Source organism: Phytoactinopolyspora halotolerans, assembly GCF_010550675.1.
Taxonomy (GTDB): Bacteria; Actinomycetota; Actinomycetes; order Jiangellales; family Jiangellaceae; genus Phytoactinopolyspora; species Phytoactinopolyspora halotolerans.
Genome location: NZ_JAAGOA010000004.1, coordinates 38,586 through 56,464 on the forward strand (window position 1 = coordinate 38,586; position 17,879 = coordinate 56,464).

Sequence of the window (17,879 nt, forward strand, 5' to 3'; positions counted from 1 at the left end):
CAGATCGTCGCGGGGCTCCTCACAGGCCGACGCCCGCGTCTACCCTGGACGAGAAACTCTCCCTCCCCACCTTCTCTGGTCACCCGGGGAGACTCTGGAGGCGGCCGGATGGACGTGACGGCGGAGCAGACTCGGCGAGCTCAGAGCGCGCCGGGCGTTGGCCGGGTGCGCATCGTGACCGACTCGACGGCGTACCTGCCGGCGAAGCTGGTGGCCGAGCACGGCATCGAGGTGGTGCCGCTGCAGGTGGTCATCGCCGGTAGGGCGAAGAACGAGGACGGCGACGTCGGTCCGCGCGAGGTCGCCGCGGCGCTGCGCCGCCATGAGCAGGTGAGCACCTCGAGGCCCAGTCCGGAGGCGTTCCGGCGGGCGTACCAGGCAGCGTCCGCGGAGGGCGCCACTCATGTGGTGTCGGTGCATCTGTCGAGCCGGCTTTCTGGCACGGTGGACGCCGCACGGCTTGCCGCAGCGGATGCCCCGATTCCGGTTCAGGTGGTCGACTCACGGTCGGTCGGCATGGGGTTGGGATTCGCCGCGCTGGCGGCCGCACGTTCGGCTGAACGCGGCGACTCGGCGGAGCGGGTCGCCGCGTCGGCGACGGAACATGCTGCCTCGTCGTCGGTGTTCTTCTACGTGGACACGCTCGAGTATCTGCGCCGCGGTGGGCGGATCGGGGCCGCCTCGGCGATGTTCGGTACGGCTCTCGCGATCAAGCCGCTGCTGCACCTGGTGAACGGTGGTATCGCACCGCTGGAGAAGGTGCGAACCGGCGCCCGGGCGGTGGCGCGGCTGGAGGATCTGACGCTGGAACGCGCCGGCCGGTCGCATGTGGACATCGCGGTGCATCACCTCGACAACGCCGTGCGTGCGGAACAGCTGGCGAACCGGCTGGCCGACCACCTGCCGCGGCTGGGAGAGATGGTGGTGGCCGAGGTCGGCGCGGTGATCGGCGCACATGCCGGTCCGGGAATGCTCGCCGTCGTGATCAGCCCTCGGTGACGCGTCGCCGGCTCAGGTGACGTATCGCATGCGGAGCCGTCGATCCTCGTCGGGCTTCGGCGGTGTGAAGTGATCGTGTCGTCACGCGAGTGAGCGGCCGGGACTATCCACAGGTTTATCGCAGGTGCGTCCTGGATGGACATGTTATCCACAGATTCCGCATGCCTCTTTAAGTGCGCGCCTGTTGCTGCCTACATTCGTTCGCATGTCTTTGCCTGTACGCCGACGCTCCGCCGACGAGTACCTCACTCACGTCGTCCGCGAGCGTCTTGCACATCTCGGAAGCGCGCCTGCGACGGAGGCCGCCGAGGCGTCGGCGATGCTGCCCCGCCAGGGCAAGCCGTTGCTGCGTGACTCGGATCGTCCTATCGGCGGCTGGGTTCCGCGCGTGCCGGACCGGGCGCGCGCGTGGTCGGAGGCGGCCGAGCAGGACGAAGGTGAACGGGAAGGGGACCCGGAGCCGGAGGAGGGCGGTGATCGGCGAGTCTCCGGTGGCGAGACATCGGCGGCCGTGGCCGATCGGACGCCTCTGGTGGTGCGCAGCGCGTGGGATAGCCTCTCGTCGCGCCTGGCGCGGTTCCAGGTGGAGTTCGGCCGGGGGCAGGTGCTGGTGGTCATCATCGTGGTGGCAGTCGGCTTGGCCATCGCCGCGGTGGTATACGGGCTGGGGCGTCCGACTGTGCAGCCGGTCGACGCCGAGTTGGCGCCCTCACACCAGCAGGCTGAGGACGGGCTGGAGGACAACGGAGGAAGTGAGCCGGACGGGCGAGCGCTGGACGGGCACGACGGGATCGGGCTCGCTACGGAGGCAGACGGTCCTCCGGCCGAAGGCGACCACGAGGCAAGCGCCGGCGGCGGCCAGGCGGACGGTGCTGCCGGTTCGGCGCCCGGTCGCGACACGCTCGTCGTGCACGTCGCCGGCAAGGTCGCGGACCCCGGCGTGGTCACGCTTCCGGCGGGGTCGCGAGTCGTGGATGCGATCGAGGCGGCCGGCGGAGCCGACGACGGCGTAGATCTGACGCCGCTCAACCTTGCCCGGGTGCTCAGTGACGGCGAGCAGGTGCTGGTCGGTGTCGATCCGCCGCCGGGTGGAGAGGCCGCGGGATCGGGGTTGGTCGGAGATCGGCTCGGGCCCGACGGCTCCGCACCCGAGCAGCCAGGCCCGATCAGCCTCAACACGGCGACCGCGGAACAGCTGCAGGAGTTGCCCGGTATCGGCCCGGCATTGTCGCAACGGATCATCGACTGGCGGGAGCAGAACGGTCGGTTCAGTAGCGCGGAGGAACTGCTCGAGGTTTCCGGAATCGGTCCCAGCACGTTCGAGGACATCGCGCCCTTGGTGGCGCCATGACCTCCGAGGCGCGCGCCGGCACGAGTGACCCACCGGGCGAGCGCGTCGACATGCGGCTGGTTCCTATCGCCGCCGCGTTGTGGGCGGGCACCATCCTGGGGTTGAGGTTGGAGACGCGACACGCCGCGTTCGTGGGTGCCGCGGCGGCCCTGGTCGCGGTGGCTGTCGGTGTGCCGTTGGCCCGTTCCCGGCGGCTCGTGATCGGGCTGGTGGCGCTGTGCCTCGTCGTCGGTGTCGTGGCCGGCGCCTCACGAGCGACTCAGGTCCGCGACGGGCCGGTGGCCGAGCTGGCGGAGATCGAGGCGTACGTCCGGCTGGAGGGGGTTGTCGCGGCCGACCCGGAACTGCGCGGCACGGACGGCGGGGACGAACGAGGTCCGGCAGCGGAATATGTTCTCGTCCGTTTCCGGGTGGACCAGATCTTCGGACGGGGCAGCACGTACCGTGTGCGAACCCCGGTGATGCTGGTGGTGGACCGATCATGGCTGGAGCTGCTTCCGGGCCAGCGGGTGGCTGCCTGGGGCCGGCTCTCTCCGGCCGATGGTGACCTCGGCGCGTTCGTCGATGTCCACGGCGAGCCGGAGGTGATGGGCGGGCCGGGGACGGTGGCACGGATGGTGGAGCCGCTGCGGGCCGGGCTTCGTGAGGCCGTCCGCGTGGTTCCAGCAGGCCATCGTGGCCTGATCCCGGGCATGGTCGTCGGCGACGAGTCGATGATCGGCGGCGAGCTACGGGAAGAGATGCGTGTCACCGGACTGACGCATCTGACCGCCGTCTCCGGTACGCACGTCGGCATCGTCCTGCTGGCCATGCTCGGGGCGGCCAAGCTGATCGGAGTGCGAGGCTATCTCCTGCCGGTGGTCGCTGTGCTCAGCGTGGCCGGGTTCGTGCTGTTGGTTCGGCCCGAGCCCAGCGTGCTCCGGGCGGCGGTGATGGGCACGGTGGCGGTCGCCGGCGTGCTGGTAGCCGGCCGTCGCCGGGCGCTGCCCGCGTTGGCCGCCGCCGTCGCCGTCCTGGTCCTCATCGATCCGTGGCTGGCGGTCTCGGTCGGCTTCGTGCTGTCCGTCTCGGCCACCGCGGGGATCATCCTCCTGGTGCCGAGGTGGCGGGAGGCGATGGACTGGTTGCCCGGACCGCTCGCGCTGGCGGTGGCGGTGCCGCTGGCCGCACAGCTGGCCTGCACCCCGATGCTGCTGGCGTCGTTCGGCGAGTTCAGCGTGGCCTCGGTGCCCGCGAACATGGCGGTCGGACCGGCCGTGGCTCCGGCCATGGTGCTCGGACTCGGAGCTGCGCTGGCCGGCCCGGTCTTTCCTCCGGCTGCGGCCGCGCTGGCATGGGCGGCCGGCCTGCCGAGTTGGTGGATCGCCACGGTCGCCGGGTGGTTTGCGCGCCAGCCGGGCGCCGAATTCACCTGGGCGGACGGGGGAGCCGGGGCGGTGCTCGGCGTGGTCCTGCTGCTGTCAGGGTTGGCGCTGTTGCCGGTGCTGCTGCGCAGACCGGTCGTCTCGGCGGTCGCGGCGGCCGTTGTGGTGATCGTCCTGCTGCAGGCGTTGCCGTCTCCCGGATGGCCGCCGAAGGGTTGGCTGATGGTCCTCTGCGACGTGGGGCAAGGCGACGCCACCGTGTTGCGCGCGGGCGCGGCGTCGGCTGTGGTGGTGGACGCCGGCCCGGATCCGCTGCTGGTCCGGCGGTGCTTGGACTCTCTTGGCGTCGAGCACGTTCCGCTGCTGGTCCTCACGCACTATCATGCCGACCACGTTGATGGTGTCCCCGGCGTGCTGGCCGGGCGGCGCGTGGACAGGGCGATGGTCTCTCCGCTCGATGAGCCGCTCGAGAACGCTCAGCAAGTCGGGACGTGGCTCGCGGCGGCAGGCATCCCGGCCGATCCACCTCGGGTGGGTGACAGCTGGACCGTCGGCGGCATCTCGTTGGACGTGCTGTGGCCGCGTCGGGTGATCACCTCGTCGTCGGAGTCCGATTCGAACAACGCCAGCGTCGTACTCGCCGCCGATCTGCACGGGGTGGAGGTCTTGTTGACCGGTGACATCGAGCCGTCGGCACAGCGTGCTCTGCTCCACGCGGAGCCGGACCTCACTACGGACATACTCAAGGTGGCTCACCATGGCTCCCGTCACCAGGACCCGCGCATGCTGAGCGGACTCGGCGCGCAACTCGCCGTCATCGGGGTCGGGGACAACACCCACGGCCATCCCGACCCCGAGGTGCTCGAGCGGTTGCTGACCAGTGGCGCGGAAGTGCGCCGCACCGACCACGACGGCACATTCGCGGTGATCCGGACCGCCGGTGGTGCCCTGGCGACGGTCGCCAGGTGATGTGGCATGCTGTCCTGGTCATGCCTTCTCGCACCTCTGATCCGCTCGTACCGGTGACGCTTGTCGTCGGCCCGGAAGCCCTGCTGTCCGAGCGGGCGGTCGGCGCGGTTGTCCGGGCGGCGCGCGCTGCAGACGCGGATGCGGACGTCACCGAGGTGACCGGCTCGGACCTGACCGTCGGTGGGCTGGCCGAGTATGCGAGTCCGTCCCTGTTCGCGACGAGGCGTGTGCTGGTCGTCCGCGATATGCAGGATGTCGACGAGTCAGTGGGCGAGGCGCTGCTGGCCCACCTACAGCACCCGATCGAGGACATCCACCTGGTGTTGGTGCACCCCGGCGGGGTGAAATCCAAGAAGCTGCTCGACCGGTTGCGTAAGGCCGGCGGGCATGAGGTCAAGGCGGAGAAGCTCACCAAGCCGGACGATCAGGTGGCGTTCGTCCGGGCCGAGGTACGTCGCTCGGGCGGGCAGATCGACGAGGGCGCCGCTCGGCAGCTCGTGGAGGCCGTCGGTGGAGATCTGCGCGGGCTGGCATCGGGGGCCGCGCAGCTCGCGGTCGACGCACCGGACGGTGTGGTGACACCGGCATTGGTGTCGACCTATTTCGAAGGACGCGCGGAGGTCAAGGGCTGGGTCGTCGCTGATCGGGCGGTCGAAGGCGACACCGCTCAGGCGGTCGAGCAGCTCCGCTGGGCGCTGCAGACCGGTACCGATCCGGTCTTGGTGATCGGCGCGCTGGCGACGTCGCTGCGTTCGCTGGCGCGGCTCGCCGGTACACCGCGCGGGCTCCGGGATGCGGACATCGCGCGCGATGTCGGTGTCCCGCCTTGGAAGGTGCGGGTGCTCCGCGGGCAACTGCGCGGCTGGACCCCGGACGGCCTCGGGCGTGCGATCCGAGCAGTGGCCTCTGCCGATCTCGCGGTCAAGGGCGGCGCCAACGACGCAACTCTGGCCCTGACGACCGCCTTGGTGGAGATCGGCCGGGCCCGTTCGGTCGGACGGTAGACGGTTGGCCCTGGGAGCCCGCGGATACGTCCTCGGCGTAAGACGTTCTGGACCCTGATGCGGCCAACTGCAGCCGTATGTCATGGATTCTCGCCGAATGTAGAGAAAATCTGCAGCTGAGCGCACGATATAGACCAGATCCTCCTGTAACCCAGGATGACGAGTCGGTCGCGGGGCCGCGGGCCTACCAGCCAGCAGGACCGCGCCCGCTGTGCGCGGAAGGGGCGTCGGAATGGAGCTGCCGGTCGACCACCTCGAACAGGACCGGGTGGCGGGGCTGCTGCCCTCGCCGGATCCGATCCAGTTGATCGATGAGAACGGCGCCGTGACGTCGGGCGACGTCGCCGGTGTTTACGAACTTCCCCCGGTGCAGACGCTGGCCGAGGCGTACCGGCGCATGGTCGTCGGCCGGCGATTCGACGCGGAGGCGACCGCGCTGACCCGGCAGGGGCGGCTGGCCGTGTACCCGTCCTCGAAGGGCCAGGAAGCCTGCCAGGTCGGTGGGGTACTGGCATTGGCCGAGCAGGACTGGCTGTTTCCCACGTACCGGGACACCATGTCGTTGGTGATGCGAGGCGTCGACCCGGTCGACGCGCTCGGCCTCCTGCGTGGGGACTGGCATTGCGGATACGACCCGATGAAGGAGCGGATCGCCCCGCAATGCACGCCATTGGCGACGCACGCGCCGCACGCGGCGGGCCTGGCGTACGCAGCACGCCGACGAGGCGAGGACGCGGTCGCGCTGGCGTTCATCGGTGACGGCGGCACCAGCGAGGGTGACTTTCACGAAGCGCTGAACTTCGCCGCCGTGTTCAACGCGCCGGCGGTGTTCTTGGTCCAGAACAACCGCTACGCGATCTCGGTACCGCTGTCCCGCCAGACGGCCGCGCCGTCACTGGCCTACAAGGGCATCGGTTACGGCATCCGCAGCGAACAGATCGACGGCAACGACGTCGCGGCGGTACTTGCGGTGCTGTCCGAGGCGATGAGCCACGCGCGGTCCGGGCATGGGCCGATGCTGATCGAAGCGCATACCTATCGGATCGAGGCGCACACGAACGCCGACGACGCCGGTCGCTACCGGGATCCGTCGGAGACCGCGATGTGGGTGCCGCGGGACCCAATCAGCCGGCTCGAGCGCTACCTGACCGGGGTCGGCGCCCTGGACGACCAGGCCGTGCGGCGCGTCCAGGACGAAGCCGAGGCGTTCGCCGAGGAGCTGCGGAGCCGGATGGGCGCCGACCCGGCGGTGCGGCCGGAGGAGATGTTCTCCCACGTGCTGGCTGAGCCGACCGCGCAGCTGCGGGCGCAACGGGAGACCGTGCGGGAGCTGGTGATGCGCGGCGACTAGTCCGCTACGCACGGCGAACGGGGTCCCTGTCGAATAACACAGACACGGTGGTGGCGACGATGGCAGTGTCGATGGTCCAGGCGTTGAACGCCGCGCTGCGGGACGCTATGCGCGCGGACGACTCGGTGGTGGTGTTCGGCGAAGACGTCGGCGCGCTGGGCGGCGTGTTCCGGGTCACGGATGGGCTGACCGCCGATTTCGGCGAGGAGCGGTGTTTCGACACGCCGCTGGCGGAGAGCGGAATCGTCGGCTTCGCGACGGGTATGGCCATGCGCGGCTTCCGGCCGGTGGTCGAGATGCAGTTCGACGCGTTCGCGTACCCGGCCTTCGAACAGGTCGCGTCACATGTGGCGAAGATGCGCAACCGCACCCGCGGGTCCGTGACGGTCCCGATCGTCATCCGCATCCCGTATGGCGGTGGTATCGGGGGAGTGGAGCATCACAGCGACTCGTCGGAGTCGCATTACGCCCACATCCCCGGGCTGAAGGTGGCCACCCCGGCCACCGTCGATGATGCGTACTCGTTGCTGCGCGAGGCGATCGACGACCCGGATCCGGTCGTGTTCATGGAGCCGAAAGGGCTCTACTGGAGCAAGGCCGAGGTCGCCCTGCCGGCCCGCACAGCCCCGTTCGGGCATGCGCTGAGTCGCCGAGAGGGAAGCGACGTGACGCTGGTGGCCTACGGGCCGACCGTCCCGGTGGCGCTGGAAGCCGCCGAGGCGGCGGCGGAGAACGGGAAGGAGGTCGAGGTCATCGACCTGCGGACGCTGGTCCCCTACGACGAGGCGGCGGTGACCAAGTCGGTCAGCACCACAGGTCGATGCGTGGTGATCTCGGAGGCCACTGGCTTTGCCGGCATCGCGGGCGAGATCGCCGCCCAGGTGCAGCGTGCATGTTTCTACTCGCTGGCCGCACCGGTTCACCGCGTCACCGGGTTCGACATCCCGTACCCGCCGCCGATGCATGAACAGCACTATCTGCCCGGCGTCGATCGCGTCCTCGACGCGATCGAGCAGTTGGAGTGGGATTGAACACTGTCAGGCGTCGCTGGCGATGACACCCCACGCTGCCATCTTCTCGCGGAGCTCTGCGGGGGTGATCTCGTACATCGACGAGACCATCCAGACGTCGTCGCCACGGATGGTGAGGATGCTGCCGCCGAAGTCGCCTCGCTTCTGTTGCACACCGTTGACGAAGCGCACGAGGTGCTGAGCCTCTTCCGGTGCCTTGCGTAACGCGTCGAGGTCGAGCACGACCTTGCCGTCGTCGCCGTTGGCGGCGGGCTGTCCGCCTTCCCGGCCAGACACCAGTGAGTCCACAGGAACGCCGTAGAAGTCGGCGATCTGGGCCAGGCGCACCACCGAGGGCACCCGCTCGCCACGCTCATACGAGCCGATGACCGCTGAGCTGATCGTTCCGCCGGACTGGTCCTGGACAGCCTGCATCGACAGCTGCCGCTTCATGCGGAGCTTACGTAGCCGCCTACCTACTGCTTTCGCGAATTCTCTGTCTTCCGGAGACATGTTGTCGTTCATAGTCGAGCTCCCACGACCGCCCTACCTAGATCAGCTCCCCCGCAAGCACCATTGTCTGTTATATCGACACGCATGCCCATGTCCGCCCCGGGCCACGCCGACCGGTGGCATCGTATTCGAACAGAGCACAGCGTACCGGTCGCACCTGTACGTTTACTATCACACAGGGGTTCATCCGTATCATCACGTCATTTGCTGCCAAGATAGTCCCTCGGGCTCGCCAGCCACCTGGAGATCTCATCCGCAGGAAGCGGTTCGGACATGAGGAACCCTTGTGCCCGATGGCAGCCGAGCTCCAGAAGCGCGGCCACGGCTGATGGATCCTCGACGCCTTCGGCCACGGTCGTCAGGCCGAACGCTTCGGCGAGCCGCACGATCGCCGAGACGATGGCACGGTCGCCGCTGTCGTTGGCAAGACCGGATACGAAGCTGCGGTCGATCTTGAGTACATCGACAGGCAGTTGCTTGAGGTGCGACAGCGAGCTGTAGCCGGTCCCGAAGTCGTCGATCGCGATCGTCACGCCTAGTCTGCGCAGCCCTCGCAAGGTGGCGAGTACGTCTTCGAGGTCACGCATGACGGTGCTCTCCGTGATCTCGATTCCCAGTTCCTTCGGCGCGTGACCATATCTACTCAGCATGGTGCCGACAAAGCCGACGAAGTCGGTACTGATCAGCTCCCCCGCTGAGATGTTGACTCTCACCACTGGTGGTGGCTTTGCGTCTGCCGCGGCCTTCCAATCCGCCAGTCGCCGGCAAGCCTCTTCGAGGACCCACCGCCCCAGATCAGCGGCGAGGTTGATCTCCTCGATGACCGAGACGAACGCGCCTGCGGAGATCAGACCGCGCTCGGGATGCTCCCAGCGCACCAAGGCCTCGAGCGCGGTAAGGTCTCCGCTGCGCAGATCGAACTCGGGTTGGAAATGCAACCGCATCTCGCCGTCACCGATGGCAGAGCGCAGTCGGAACTCGAGGTCCGCACGGTCCAGCAGTCGCCAGTGCAGGTCATCGTTGAACGAGACGACCGTGTCGCCGCCGCGCTTCTTGGCCTCCAGAAGCGCAACATCGGCGTTCCGCAACATCTCGTCGGCAGTCGAAGACGTCTCGCCGTTGATCGATATGCCGATGCAGGCACTCCGGCTGACGACATGGCCGCCGATGTCCAGGGGATGAGTGAGGTTGTCGAGCAGACGCCGTGCCACATGCTCGGCGTTCTCCGACGTGCTCACACCGCGAAGCATGACGACGAACTCGTCGCCCGCCAGACGGGCGACGAGATCGTCAGGCCGGACCGACTCGCGCAGCTTCTTGGCCACTGCCTTGATGAACATGTCGCCAATCGCGTGCCCGAGCACATCGTTGACCGTTTTCAACCGGTCCATGTCCACGAACAGGACCGCCACCTGCGCTTCGGAGTCTTCCTTGAGAATCGCTGTGACGTCATCGACGAAAGCTCGCCGGTTGGGGAGCCCGGTCAGTTCGTCGTGGTAGGCGCGGTGTCTTAGTTGCTCCTCAGCGATGACGCGCCCGTCAACCTGCGTGAGGAGGGATGCGATGGCTTTCAGCGCGTGAACCTCGGACCGCCGCCATACCCGGTCACCGAAGTGTACGAATCCTAGGACGCCGCGGGTCGTCTGTTCGGTGATCAGCGGCACCATCGCCATGGACACTTCCGGAACACCGGAACCGGCATGCACACGCTCTTGGTAGTTCGTCGTCTCTTCCCCGGGGCGTGCGATGTATGGCTCACGAAGGTTCTGGATCCCGCGGAAAACCGGATCGTTTGTGTCCCAGGGGACTACCCCGAGTGGGTCCGGATCGGGAATCTCGGTCCGGCGCGGCCATTGGTCGACGAGCACACTCGCACGGAGTTCGGGATCGTTGTAACGGAGATAGCAGACATCAACGTCGAAGAAGCGTCCGAGGTCTTCCAGGATTCGCGCAATGGTCGGTGGGTGTTCAGCAGCGGAGATGCTCATCAGCTCGGATGCAACATATGAGACGAGAGAGTCAAGCCGTCGCTCATGCTCGCGAGCCGTGTCGCCGGAATCCATCACCGAACCGCAGAGACGGGCTGCCATTTGCAGGATCGTCCGGTCGTTATCCGTCCAGGGTTCTTGTTCCGCACGCACCAAGCAGAGGCCGCCGACGAAGTTGCTAGTCCTGAGCGGGTGCGCGATCAATCCGTAACCGGGGATTGACGTCTGCGCGGAAGCGTCGGCCGCATCGGGTGCCGAAACCCTGCTCGTCAGTTCTCTGATCGCATCCCGCATGGTGGTCAGCTCCGCGCCCCGAAGGCCGGCTTCCGTCGCGCTTCCCCATGACGCGACGGGCACGCTACCGTCGGAGGCGAGCACGTCTGCGGAGAGCGCGCTCGTCGCCTCTCCGAGCGACTTGAGCAGCGGATGGATCGTCTCTGGGTCCATACCCACGTCTTGGCTCCGTGTTCCCCTCAGACAGCCCTGACGGTCTGATCGGCAGGTAACCGTTTGCTTCGCATGCTGACTCCTGGAGCGTATCCGATGCGCATTGTCAGCGCGATATGACGACCGCCGATTCCTGTCAGGTGATCGAACTGACGCCGAAGTTCGCGCAATCGATCACTATATCTCTCGGAGAGTTCGTCGTAGTCGTGATCCTCCACTGCATAGAGGAAGACCGGCGACATCACTTGGACGCTGAGTCCCAGCTGTTCCGCGCGTATCCAGAGTCGCTCGATGGCCATACCGCCCCGTACATAGTCGGCAGGCGTAGCTCTCCCGAGGGTGACGACGACCAGTCCTGAGGTGCCGGCTATGCGGTCACGACTCGATTCACCCAGCGCTCGCCCAAGGTCTTGCTCGGCGAGGACGGCCATGATGTCTTCCCGACGTGCGACTCTGAGCTTGGCCAGATCCGAACGGTCGAGTTCAAGCGTGCGGACGTCGAGCCCCCAGTCGAGGCTGTCTCGGCCGGGCCATCGCAGCTCCCGCATCAGCTCGGTGTGCAGCTTTGGGGTCAGGTATCGGATCCGATCCGATTCACCGAACAGTTCGGCCAGTTCGGTCAACCTTGCGCGGTCCGTGACGATGATCGCCTCGGCGTCCTCGGCTTGTGCGGCATGCTGAAGTGCGGCCAGCACGTGGTCGGGCAGCGGGATAGGTTCCGTCAAATGCCGGTTGGACACGCGCTGGAGCATCGAATCGTAGAGCGCGGCCAGCTCCGGCTCCTCCCCGTTGCCGAAGTTCAACCGTGCAACGGGAGCCTGTCTGGAACCTTCCGGGAAGATCTCAGCCTTGCCCAGCACTCCATGACGAGCGGCTGCGACCTGAGCGTTGAACAGCGATGCACCGATGCTGACATAGCTGCCGCGGAAAGCCACATCCAATGTTGAGGTCTGGTCTGGATCAAGATGGACGTCGACCGCCGAGTCGCTAACGAGGAATTTCCATGGCTGGGTGTTACCACCCGACGGTGCCAGGCGAGCGGCGTGCACTACTGCCGCATGTGCTTCGGCGGGTGCTGGTTCCGGATTGGCACTGACGTCCTCAGATTGGCCCGGCACCGACTCCGGCTCCGGTGACGTGATGCCGGCGAGAATCGCCGGCAGATCCACACGCACGCGACCGGAGGGCAACGGTTTGCCCAGACCGATCGCTCGAACCGCGGTCGCGACGCTGGCAGCCCCCAGGCTGATATCGCCGCCCAACTGGGGCCACGTGGTGATGGTCTCATCGACCTCGGTCATCGACGCTGCCATGATCGGTGAGAGTTCGTCAGGTTCGAGCGTACGCAGGACGTGCGGGACCTTGTCGTGGGTAGACAGCCCCATGAGCTCTTCGGGCTTGGAGTCGCCGAGAAGTCCGTGGAAGAGCAGCCGATCCGGTTCGAGATCGTATCGCTCGACGTCCAACAGGCCGCGATCGCTAGTCTCCATGATCAAGGGAATTCCGTGCCGCCTTGCTGCTGATCGGACCGCGAGCTTGACGTCCAGCGAGTCGCACTCCTCGATGATGATGTCCATACCAGACATGAAGTCGTCGATGGACTCGAGAGCCAGCCCTTGCGGTTCGATTGTGACGTCGAGGTAGGGGTCTAGCTCGGCAATCCTGCGAGCCGCAACGACAGCCTTGTTGACACCGAGATCGAACACCGTGCCAGGTATGCGGTTCAGATTCGACAGTTCGATCTCATCGAAGTCGGCGAGCCGTAGCTGGCCACAGATTCCTTCAAGGGCGAGTGTATGCGCGATGGCGTGGCCGACACTGAGCCCGACGACGCCCACGGTGAGTCGGCGCAAGCGCTGCTGTTCGACGGTTGTGATCTTGTTCCGGTTGCGGTCCGAACGCAGCATTTGGAAGCTGCGCGGGCCCAACACGTGGACAACAGACCTGCGCCACGGATAGTGGTACCAGCGGGTTGGCTCGTCGAGGAACTCCTGCGCGGGCGGAGGGAGCAGGCGTCTCAGGTCGCGCTGTTGTTGGTCGATCCGATCGATCACGTCGATGGTGGGATCGTTCCGGAGTGCCGTGAGCTCGTTGGGATCGTCTACATGTCGGGGACGCCAAGTCTCCGCGTCCACGGCGCGATGACTCACGCGGCCACCCCCAGGGTGATCGACGGCCACTGGGCGGTGCAGAGATCGGCGGCGAAGAGTCGTCGTTGGGCCGATGTCGACAAGCGAAACGCAGACTTGATGTCCCAGTGCAGGAACGAGGTCAAATATCGCTCGTCGGGATATGTCGTGGGCGGGATACCCGGCAGCGGACGACCGCCGGACGACATCCACCGAGGTGCCGCATGCATGGCCGCGGTACAGAACGCATACCGAACCCCGAGCAGGTGCATGGCGTGGAAGAACGAACGCGCCAGTAGGTCCGCTAGGGCGGACTTCAGCGGCGCAACGGGGTTGGCCCAGACGCCCTTGAACTCGAACGCGCCTTCTTGCAGCGCCCGGTCGATCCATTCGGCGATCAGGGTCGCTGATATCGGATCCGCTGCGAATTCGCTGGGCGCGAAGGCTTGACTCACGGCGGTGAGGGGGCCGTTGGCGTACCAGCCCCCGATTACCATGCCGTCGTCGTCCGTGATGACGGCGAATACCGGAGTCATCGATTCCAGGGTCACTGGCGGCAGTTTGAGTGCGGCTTCCGCGCCGTGCTGTTGATAGGCCCACCGGACTCCCGCGACATACGCCTCCCACAGGTCGTAACGGTCCGCGGGCCGATAGAAACCGATTGATGCTCCGGACGCACTGTCGCGGAATCCGAGCAGTCGCTCAGGGCTGTCATTGGCCGGGCGAACAAGTGTCATCGATGTGCGGTCGCTCTGCTCCATATGTCCATGGTGCCCGAAAAGTTCGACATGATCGCGTAACGGTTGGGTGTGGCTGAACGGATGGGCGCCCTGGAGGACTCTGAGCAGGCGGGCTGTCTGGAAGATTCTCCACTTTTCGGCCGGATGCCGCCACCTGCGTCAACAAACGAAACAGCGGTGGCAGGATCCGCCCCCCGTTGGATCCTGCCACCGCTTAATCGGGACACGGCGCGCCCATCCCCGGACGAGCGCGCCGTGTCCCTTATCTCGGTGCGGGGTGGGTAGGGCGGAGCCGCACCGGGTCTAAGGGTCACAGCCGAGGCCGTGGTCACAGAATCCAAGCCTGCCATCTGGCGTTAGTCGCCGTTACGGTGACAATACCACTCTGACTCTGGATGATCTAGTTGCCTAGGGCCAGGGCCCGTTTTCTGTGGACGCAAAGAACAATAACCCAGAATCGGGCCTATGGCAACAAACTACTTTGCGTTAGAATACTTCACGTACAGCAATGCCGCAAGGGTCTCGTGGAAATCTAACTCTGTGTGATTAGACGATTGCGGAGAGTAAGAATTCCGTGCATCAGAACAATCGAATTCTGTCCACCCTAAGATGTTCGGTCTCGCGCTGTGAACCGCTGTGTGTCGCGCTAGGCGGCGATCCCGCCGGGGAGCCTTGGTGGCAGGCGCAGAGCGTCGCACACGCTCAGCGCACCCGCAGGCGGTAGTGCTCCAGGGCTGTCTGGCCGAAGACACGCTCCGACGCGCCCGTGGCGAACGAGTCGACCAGGTGCCGCGCTGTCTCGACCACGCGATGGTGTTCCGCCGCGACCTCGCAGACCGGCCAGTCCGTGCCGAACATGGTGCGCTCTGGGGTGAAAACGTCGAAGACGGTCCGCGCGTACGGCTCGAGATCGCGGTGCGTCCAGGACTCCCAATCGGCCTCGGTCACCAGACCTGAGAGCTTGCACGCCACTTGGGGTAGCGCAGCGAGCTCGGCGATCTGAGTAACCCACGGATATCGTTCTCCTGCCGCTATATGTGGTTTTGCGGCATGGTCGAGAACGTACCGGCCCTCCGGCACCGCCCGCACCGCCGCAGTCGCCATCGGCAGCTGATCGGCTCTGACCAGAAGGTCATAGACCAGGCCGGCCTCGGCCACCGCGCGCAAACCGGCCAGAACATCGGGTTTGAGCAGCCATTCGGGGTCCTCTTCGTCCTGTACCGGATGCCGGACGCCGACCATCAGATGGCCACCCGGGCCCTCCCGCAGTCGCGCGATCGTCGACGCTACCGCGGAGTCGGTCAGATCGACCCATCCCACGACACCGGCGATCAGCCCGTCCGACTCGTCGGCGGTCCGGAGAAATTCTTCGGTCTCGTCGACCTCGGCAACCGTCTGTACCAGAACGGTATGGTCGATGCCTGACTCCGCGCACCGCTGCCGCAGCTCGTCGAGACCGTAGCGACGGCGGATCGGAGCCATCGACGCGGGTTGCAGGAACGGGTACCGGCGGACGGCCGGGTCCCACAGGTGGTGGTGGGCGTCGACAACGGTCACGTTCTCACCTCACGTTCATGCCGTCCGTCGCACGAGACCGACCTCGTGCAGCTCGTCCCAGAGGTCAGCTGGGATGGTCAGCGCGTACAGATCCATGTTGCGTTCGACCTGAGCGGCGCTGTTCATACCGATGGCCACGCTGACCACCGCGGGATGCATGAGCGGGAAATGCAACGCCGCCGCGGGGAGCGTCACCCTGTGGCGCTCACAGACATCGGCGATATCGTTCGCACGCCGGACGAGTTCGGCCGGGGCGTCGGCGTAGTTGTACTTGGCGCCAGGTGCGGGCCGTGGTTGTGACAGCAGGCCGGAATTGAACACCCCGACCGCGACGACCGCGGTGTTCCGTTCCAGCGCGGCCGGCAACAGATCGTCCAATGCGCCCTGTTCCAGCAGGGTGTATCGGCCTGCGAGCATCACCACGTCCAGGTCCGTCTCCCGTACGAAGCGCGTGAGCATCGCCGATTGATTCATGCCCACCCCGATTGCGCGCACCACGCCCTGGGAGCGCAGCTCATCGAGCGTGCCGAATCCGGCACTCGCGGCTTCTTCCCAGTGGTCATCCGGGTCATGCAGGTACACGATGTCGACGTGGTCGGTCCCCAGCCGTGTCAGGCTGGCCTCCAAGGTCCGCAGGATTCCGTCTCTGCTGAAGTCCCACACACGCTTGTGGCTTGCGGGCACGGCGAAGTCCGGATCCGGTCCCAACGGCCCCGATTCTCGGGGAATGAGCCGTCGACCCACCTTGGTGGACAGGACGTACTCAGAACGCGGACGAGCCGACAGCCCAGCGGCGAACCGTCGTTCGGACAACCCGAGGCCATAGTGGGGTGCGGTATCGAAATACCGGAGACCGGCCTCCCACGCCGCATCCAGTGTGCTTGCCGCGTCGTCGTCGTTGATCTCCTGATAGAGGTTTCCAAGCGGCGCACCACCGAATGAGAACTCCGTAAGATCGAGGTCGGCGCGCGTGATGGTCCGAGTCTTCACGCTCCTCAACTCACCTCCGCCTGATGCTCGTGACGGGCGCACCGCGCCGGTGGCAGCGTCCACACGCGTCGACCGCATTCCAGCACGGTCGCGTACGTTACCGTGTCCACGCTGGGCCGTGGGGGAACTCATGCTCCGCAAGCGAGCCGGCGTGGATCTCGGCGGAGAAGCCGGCCGTCGTCGGGGCGAGATAGCGGCCATCGCGCATCCGGACCGGGTCGACGAAGTGTTGGTGGAGATGGTCGACATACTCGATCACCCGGTTCTCCATCGTCCCCGACACCGCGACGTAGTCGAACATCGAGAGGTGCTGGACGAGTTCGCACAAGCCCACGCCGCCGGCATGCGGGCAGACCGGTACGCCGAACTTGGCGGCCAGGAGCAGGTTCGCCACGTTCTCGTTCACTCCGCCCACCCTGGCGGCGTCGATCTGAACGATGTCGAGCGCTTCGGCCTGCAGCAACTGCTTGAAGAGCACGCGGTTCTGGCCGTGCTCGCCGGTGGCGACCTTGACCGGAGCGATCGCGCGGCGTATGGCCGCGTGCCCCAGGATGTCGTCTGGGCTCGTCGGTTCCTCGATCCACCACGGGTCGAAGGACGTGAGCGATCGCATCCAGTCGATCGCCGGTTGGACGTCCCAGCGTTGATTAGCGTCGAGCGCGATCCGGATGTCGTCGCCGACGACGTCGCGGGCCAGCTTGACCCGCCGGATGTCGTCCTGCAGATCGGCGCCGACCTTGAGCTTGATCTGGGTGAATCCGTCCTTCACCGCCTGCTCGGCCAGCCTGGCCAGTTTCTCGTCCGAGTAACCGAGCCAGCCCGGCGACGTGGTGTATGCCGGATAACCGTGTTCGAGCAGGTGCGCCGCGCGTTGCGCCCGGCCGGGCTCGGCGGCGCGGAGAATCTCCAGCGCCTCGTCGCGTGTGAGCGCATCGGTGAGGTAACGGAAATCGACCAGGTCGACGATCTGCTCGGGGGACATCTCGGCGAGCAACCGCCAGACCGGCTTTCCGGCGCGCTTGGCCTTGAGGTCCCACAGCGCGTTGATGACCGCTGAGGTCGCCATGTGGACGACGCCCTTCTCCGGACCCAGCCAGCGCAGCTGCGAGTCGTGCACGAGCGTGCGCCACAACCCGCCGAGATCCTCGAGCGTGTCCTGCAGGGGAAGACCCACGATGAACGGTTCGAGCGCCTGGATGGCGGCGACCTGGATGTCGTTGCCGCGGCCGATGGTGAACGCGAAACCGTGGCCGACGGCGTCGTCCCCTGCGTCGGTGCGGATCGCCACGTAGGCGGCGGAGTAGTCCGGATCGGGGTTCATGGCATCCGAGCCATCGAGCTCCCGTGAGGTGGGGAACCGGATGTCACGGGTCGACACCCCGGTGATGGTCTCGCTCATGTGGTTCTCCGCTCGTCTGCCGGACAGCTAACGCCGTCCGCCTGCCATTGTGGTGTCGAGCGTAGCAA

Annotated in this window: 13 protein-coding genes; 6 read left to right on the forward strand and 7 right to left on the reverse strand. The window is 66.5% G+C overall.

The features are described 5' to 3' along the window. Window positions 1–108: 108 nt before the first annotated feature. The 6 genes from G1H10_RS06735 (at window position 109) to G1H10_RS06760 (ending at window position 8,069) form a co-directional block, all read left to right on the forward strand. Entirely contained in the window at window positions 109–999 is an 891-nt protein-coding gene (locus G1H10_RS06735) for a DegV family protein (RefSeq protein WP_163734601.1), read from the forward strand. 205 nt (window positions 1,000–1,204) lie between these two features. Next, on the forward strand, window positions 1,205–2,350 hold the full coding sequence (locus tag G1H10_RS06740) for a ComEA family DNA-binding protein (protein WP_163734604.1): 1,146 nt from the start codon (window positions 1,205–1,207) through the stop codon (window positions 2,348–2,350). Then, window positions 2,347–4,683, forward strand: a complete 2,337-nt coding sequence (locus G1H10_RS06745) for a ComEC/Rec2 family competence protein (RefSeq protein ID WP_163734607.1) — start codon at window positions 2,347–2,349, stop codon at window positions 4,681–4,683. The genes G1H10_RS06740 and G1H10_RS06745 overlap by 4 nt, the downstream gene beginning before the upstream one ends. Before the next feature lie 20 nt (window positions 4,684–4,703). Beyond that, complete coding sequence (gene holA / locus G1H10_RS06750) at window positions 4,704–5,687, forward strand: DNA polymerase III subunit delta (protein ID WP_163734611.1); 984 nt, start codon at window positions 4,704–4,706, stop codon at window positions 5,685–5,687. Window positions 5,688–5,919: 232 nt separating this feature from the next. Continuing rightward, window positions 5,920–7,038 (forward strand): pyruvate dehydrogenase (acetyl-transferring) E1 component subunit alpha, encoded by a 1,119-nt coding sequence (gene pdhA / locus G1H10_RS06755; RefSeq protein ID WP_163734613.1) that lies wholly within the window; start codon window positions 5,920–5,922, stop codon window positions 7,036–7,038. Between the two features lie 59 nt (window positions 7,039–7,097). Beyond that, window positions 7,098–8,069, forward strand: a complete 972-nt coding sequence (locus tag G1H10_RS06760; RefSeq protein ID WP_174264133.1) for an alpha-ketoacid dehydrogenase subunit beta — start codon at window positions 7,098–7,100, stop codon at window positions 8,067–8,069. 6 nt (window positions 8,070–8,075) lie between these two features. Here G1H10_RS06760 and G1H10_RS06765 read toward each other — a convergent pair whose 3' ends face one another. The 7 genes from G1H10_RS06765 to G1H10_RS06795 all read right to left on the reverse strand — a co-directional run bounded on the left by G1H10_RS06765 (window position 8,076) and on the right by G1H10_RS06795 (window position 17,811). Next, window positions 8,076–8,573 (reverse strand): transcriptional regulator, encoded by a 498-nt coding sequence (locus tag G1H10_RS06765; RefSeq protein ID WP_312856542.1) that lies wholly within the window; start codon window positions 8,571–8,573, stop codon window positions 8,076–8,078. Between the two features lie 188 nt (window positions 8,574–8,761). Continuing rightward, window positions 8,762–10,996, reverse strand: coding sequence for a putative bifunctional diguanylate cyclase/phosphodiesterase (locus G1H10_RS06770; RefSeq protein ID WP_246219270.1), 2,235 nt, complete (start codon window positions 10,994–10,996; stop codon window positions 8,762–8,764). Between the two features lie 26 nt (window positions 10,997–11,022). Then, window positions 11,023–13,146: an Rv1355c family protein gene (locus tag G1H10_RS06775; protein WP_376778583.1), complete on the reverse strand. Its 2,124-nt coding sequence runs from the start codon at window positions 13,144–13,146 to the stop codon at window positions 11,023–11,025. Next, window positions 13,143–13,886: a hypothetical protein gene (locus G1H10_RS06780; protein ID WP_163734627.1), complete on the reverse strand. Its 744-nt coding sequence runs from the start codon at window positions 13,884–13,886 to the stop codon at window positions 13,143–13,145. The genes G1H10_RS06775 and G1H10_RS06780 overlap by 4 nt, the downstream gene beginning before the upstream one ends. Window positions 13,887–14,567: 681 nt before the next feature. Then, window positions 14,568–15,422 carry an amidohydrolase family protein gene (locus tag G1H10_RS06785; protein ID WP_163734630.1) on the reverse strand — a complete coding sequence of 285 codons (855 nt, stop codon included), beginning with the start codon at window positions 15,420–15,422 and terminating at the stop codon, window positions 14,568–14,570. Window positions 15,423–15,437: 15 nt separating this feature from the next. Next, entirely contained in the window at window positions 15,438–16,412 is a 975-nt protein-coding gene (locus tag G1H10_RS06790) for an aldo/keto reductase (RefSeq protein WP_216852974.1), read from the reverse strand. A gap of 97 nt (window positions 16,413–16,509) precedes the next feature. After that, window positions 16,510–17,811, reverse strand: coding sequence for an L-fuconate dehydratase (locus tag G1H10_RS06795; RefSeq protein WP_163734636.1), 1,302 nt, complete (start codon window positions 17,809–17,811; stop codon window positions 16,510–16,512). Between the last annotated feature and the right edge of the window lie 68 nt (window positions 17,812–17,879).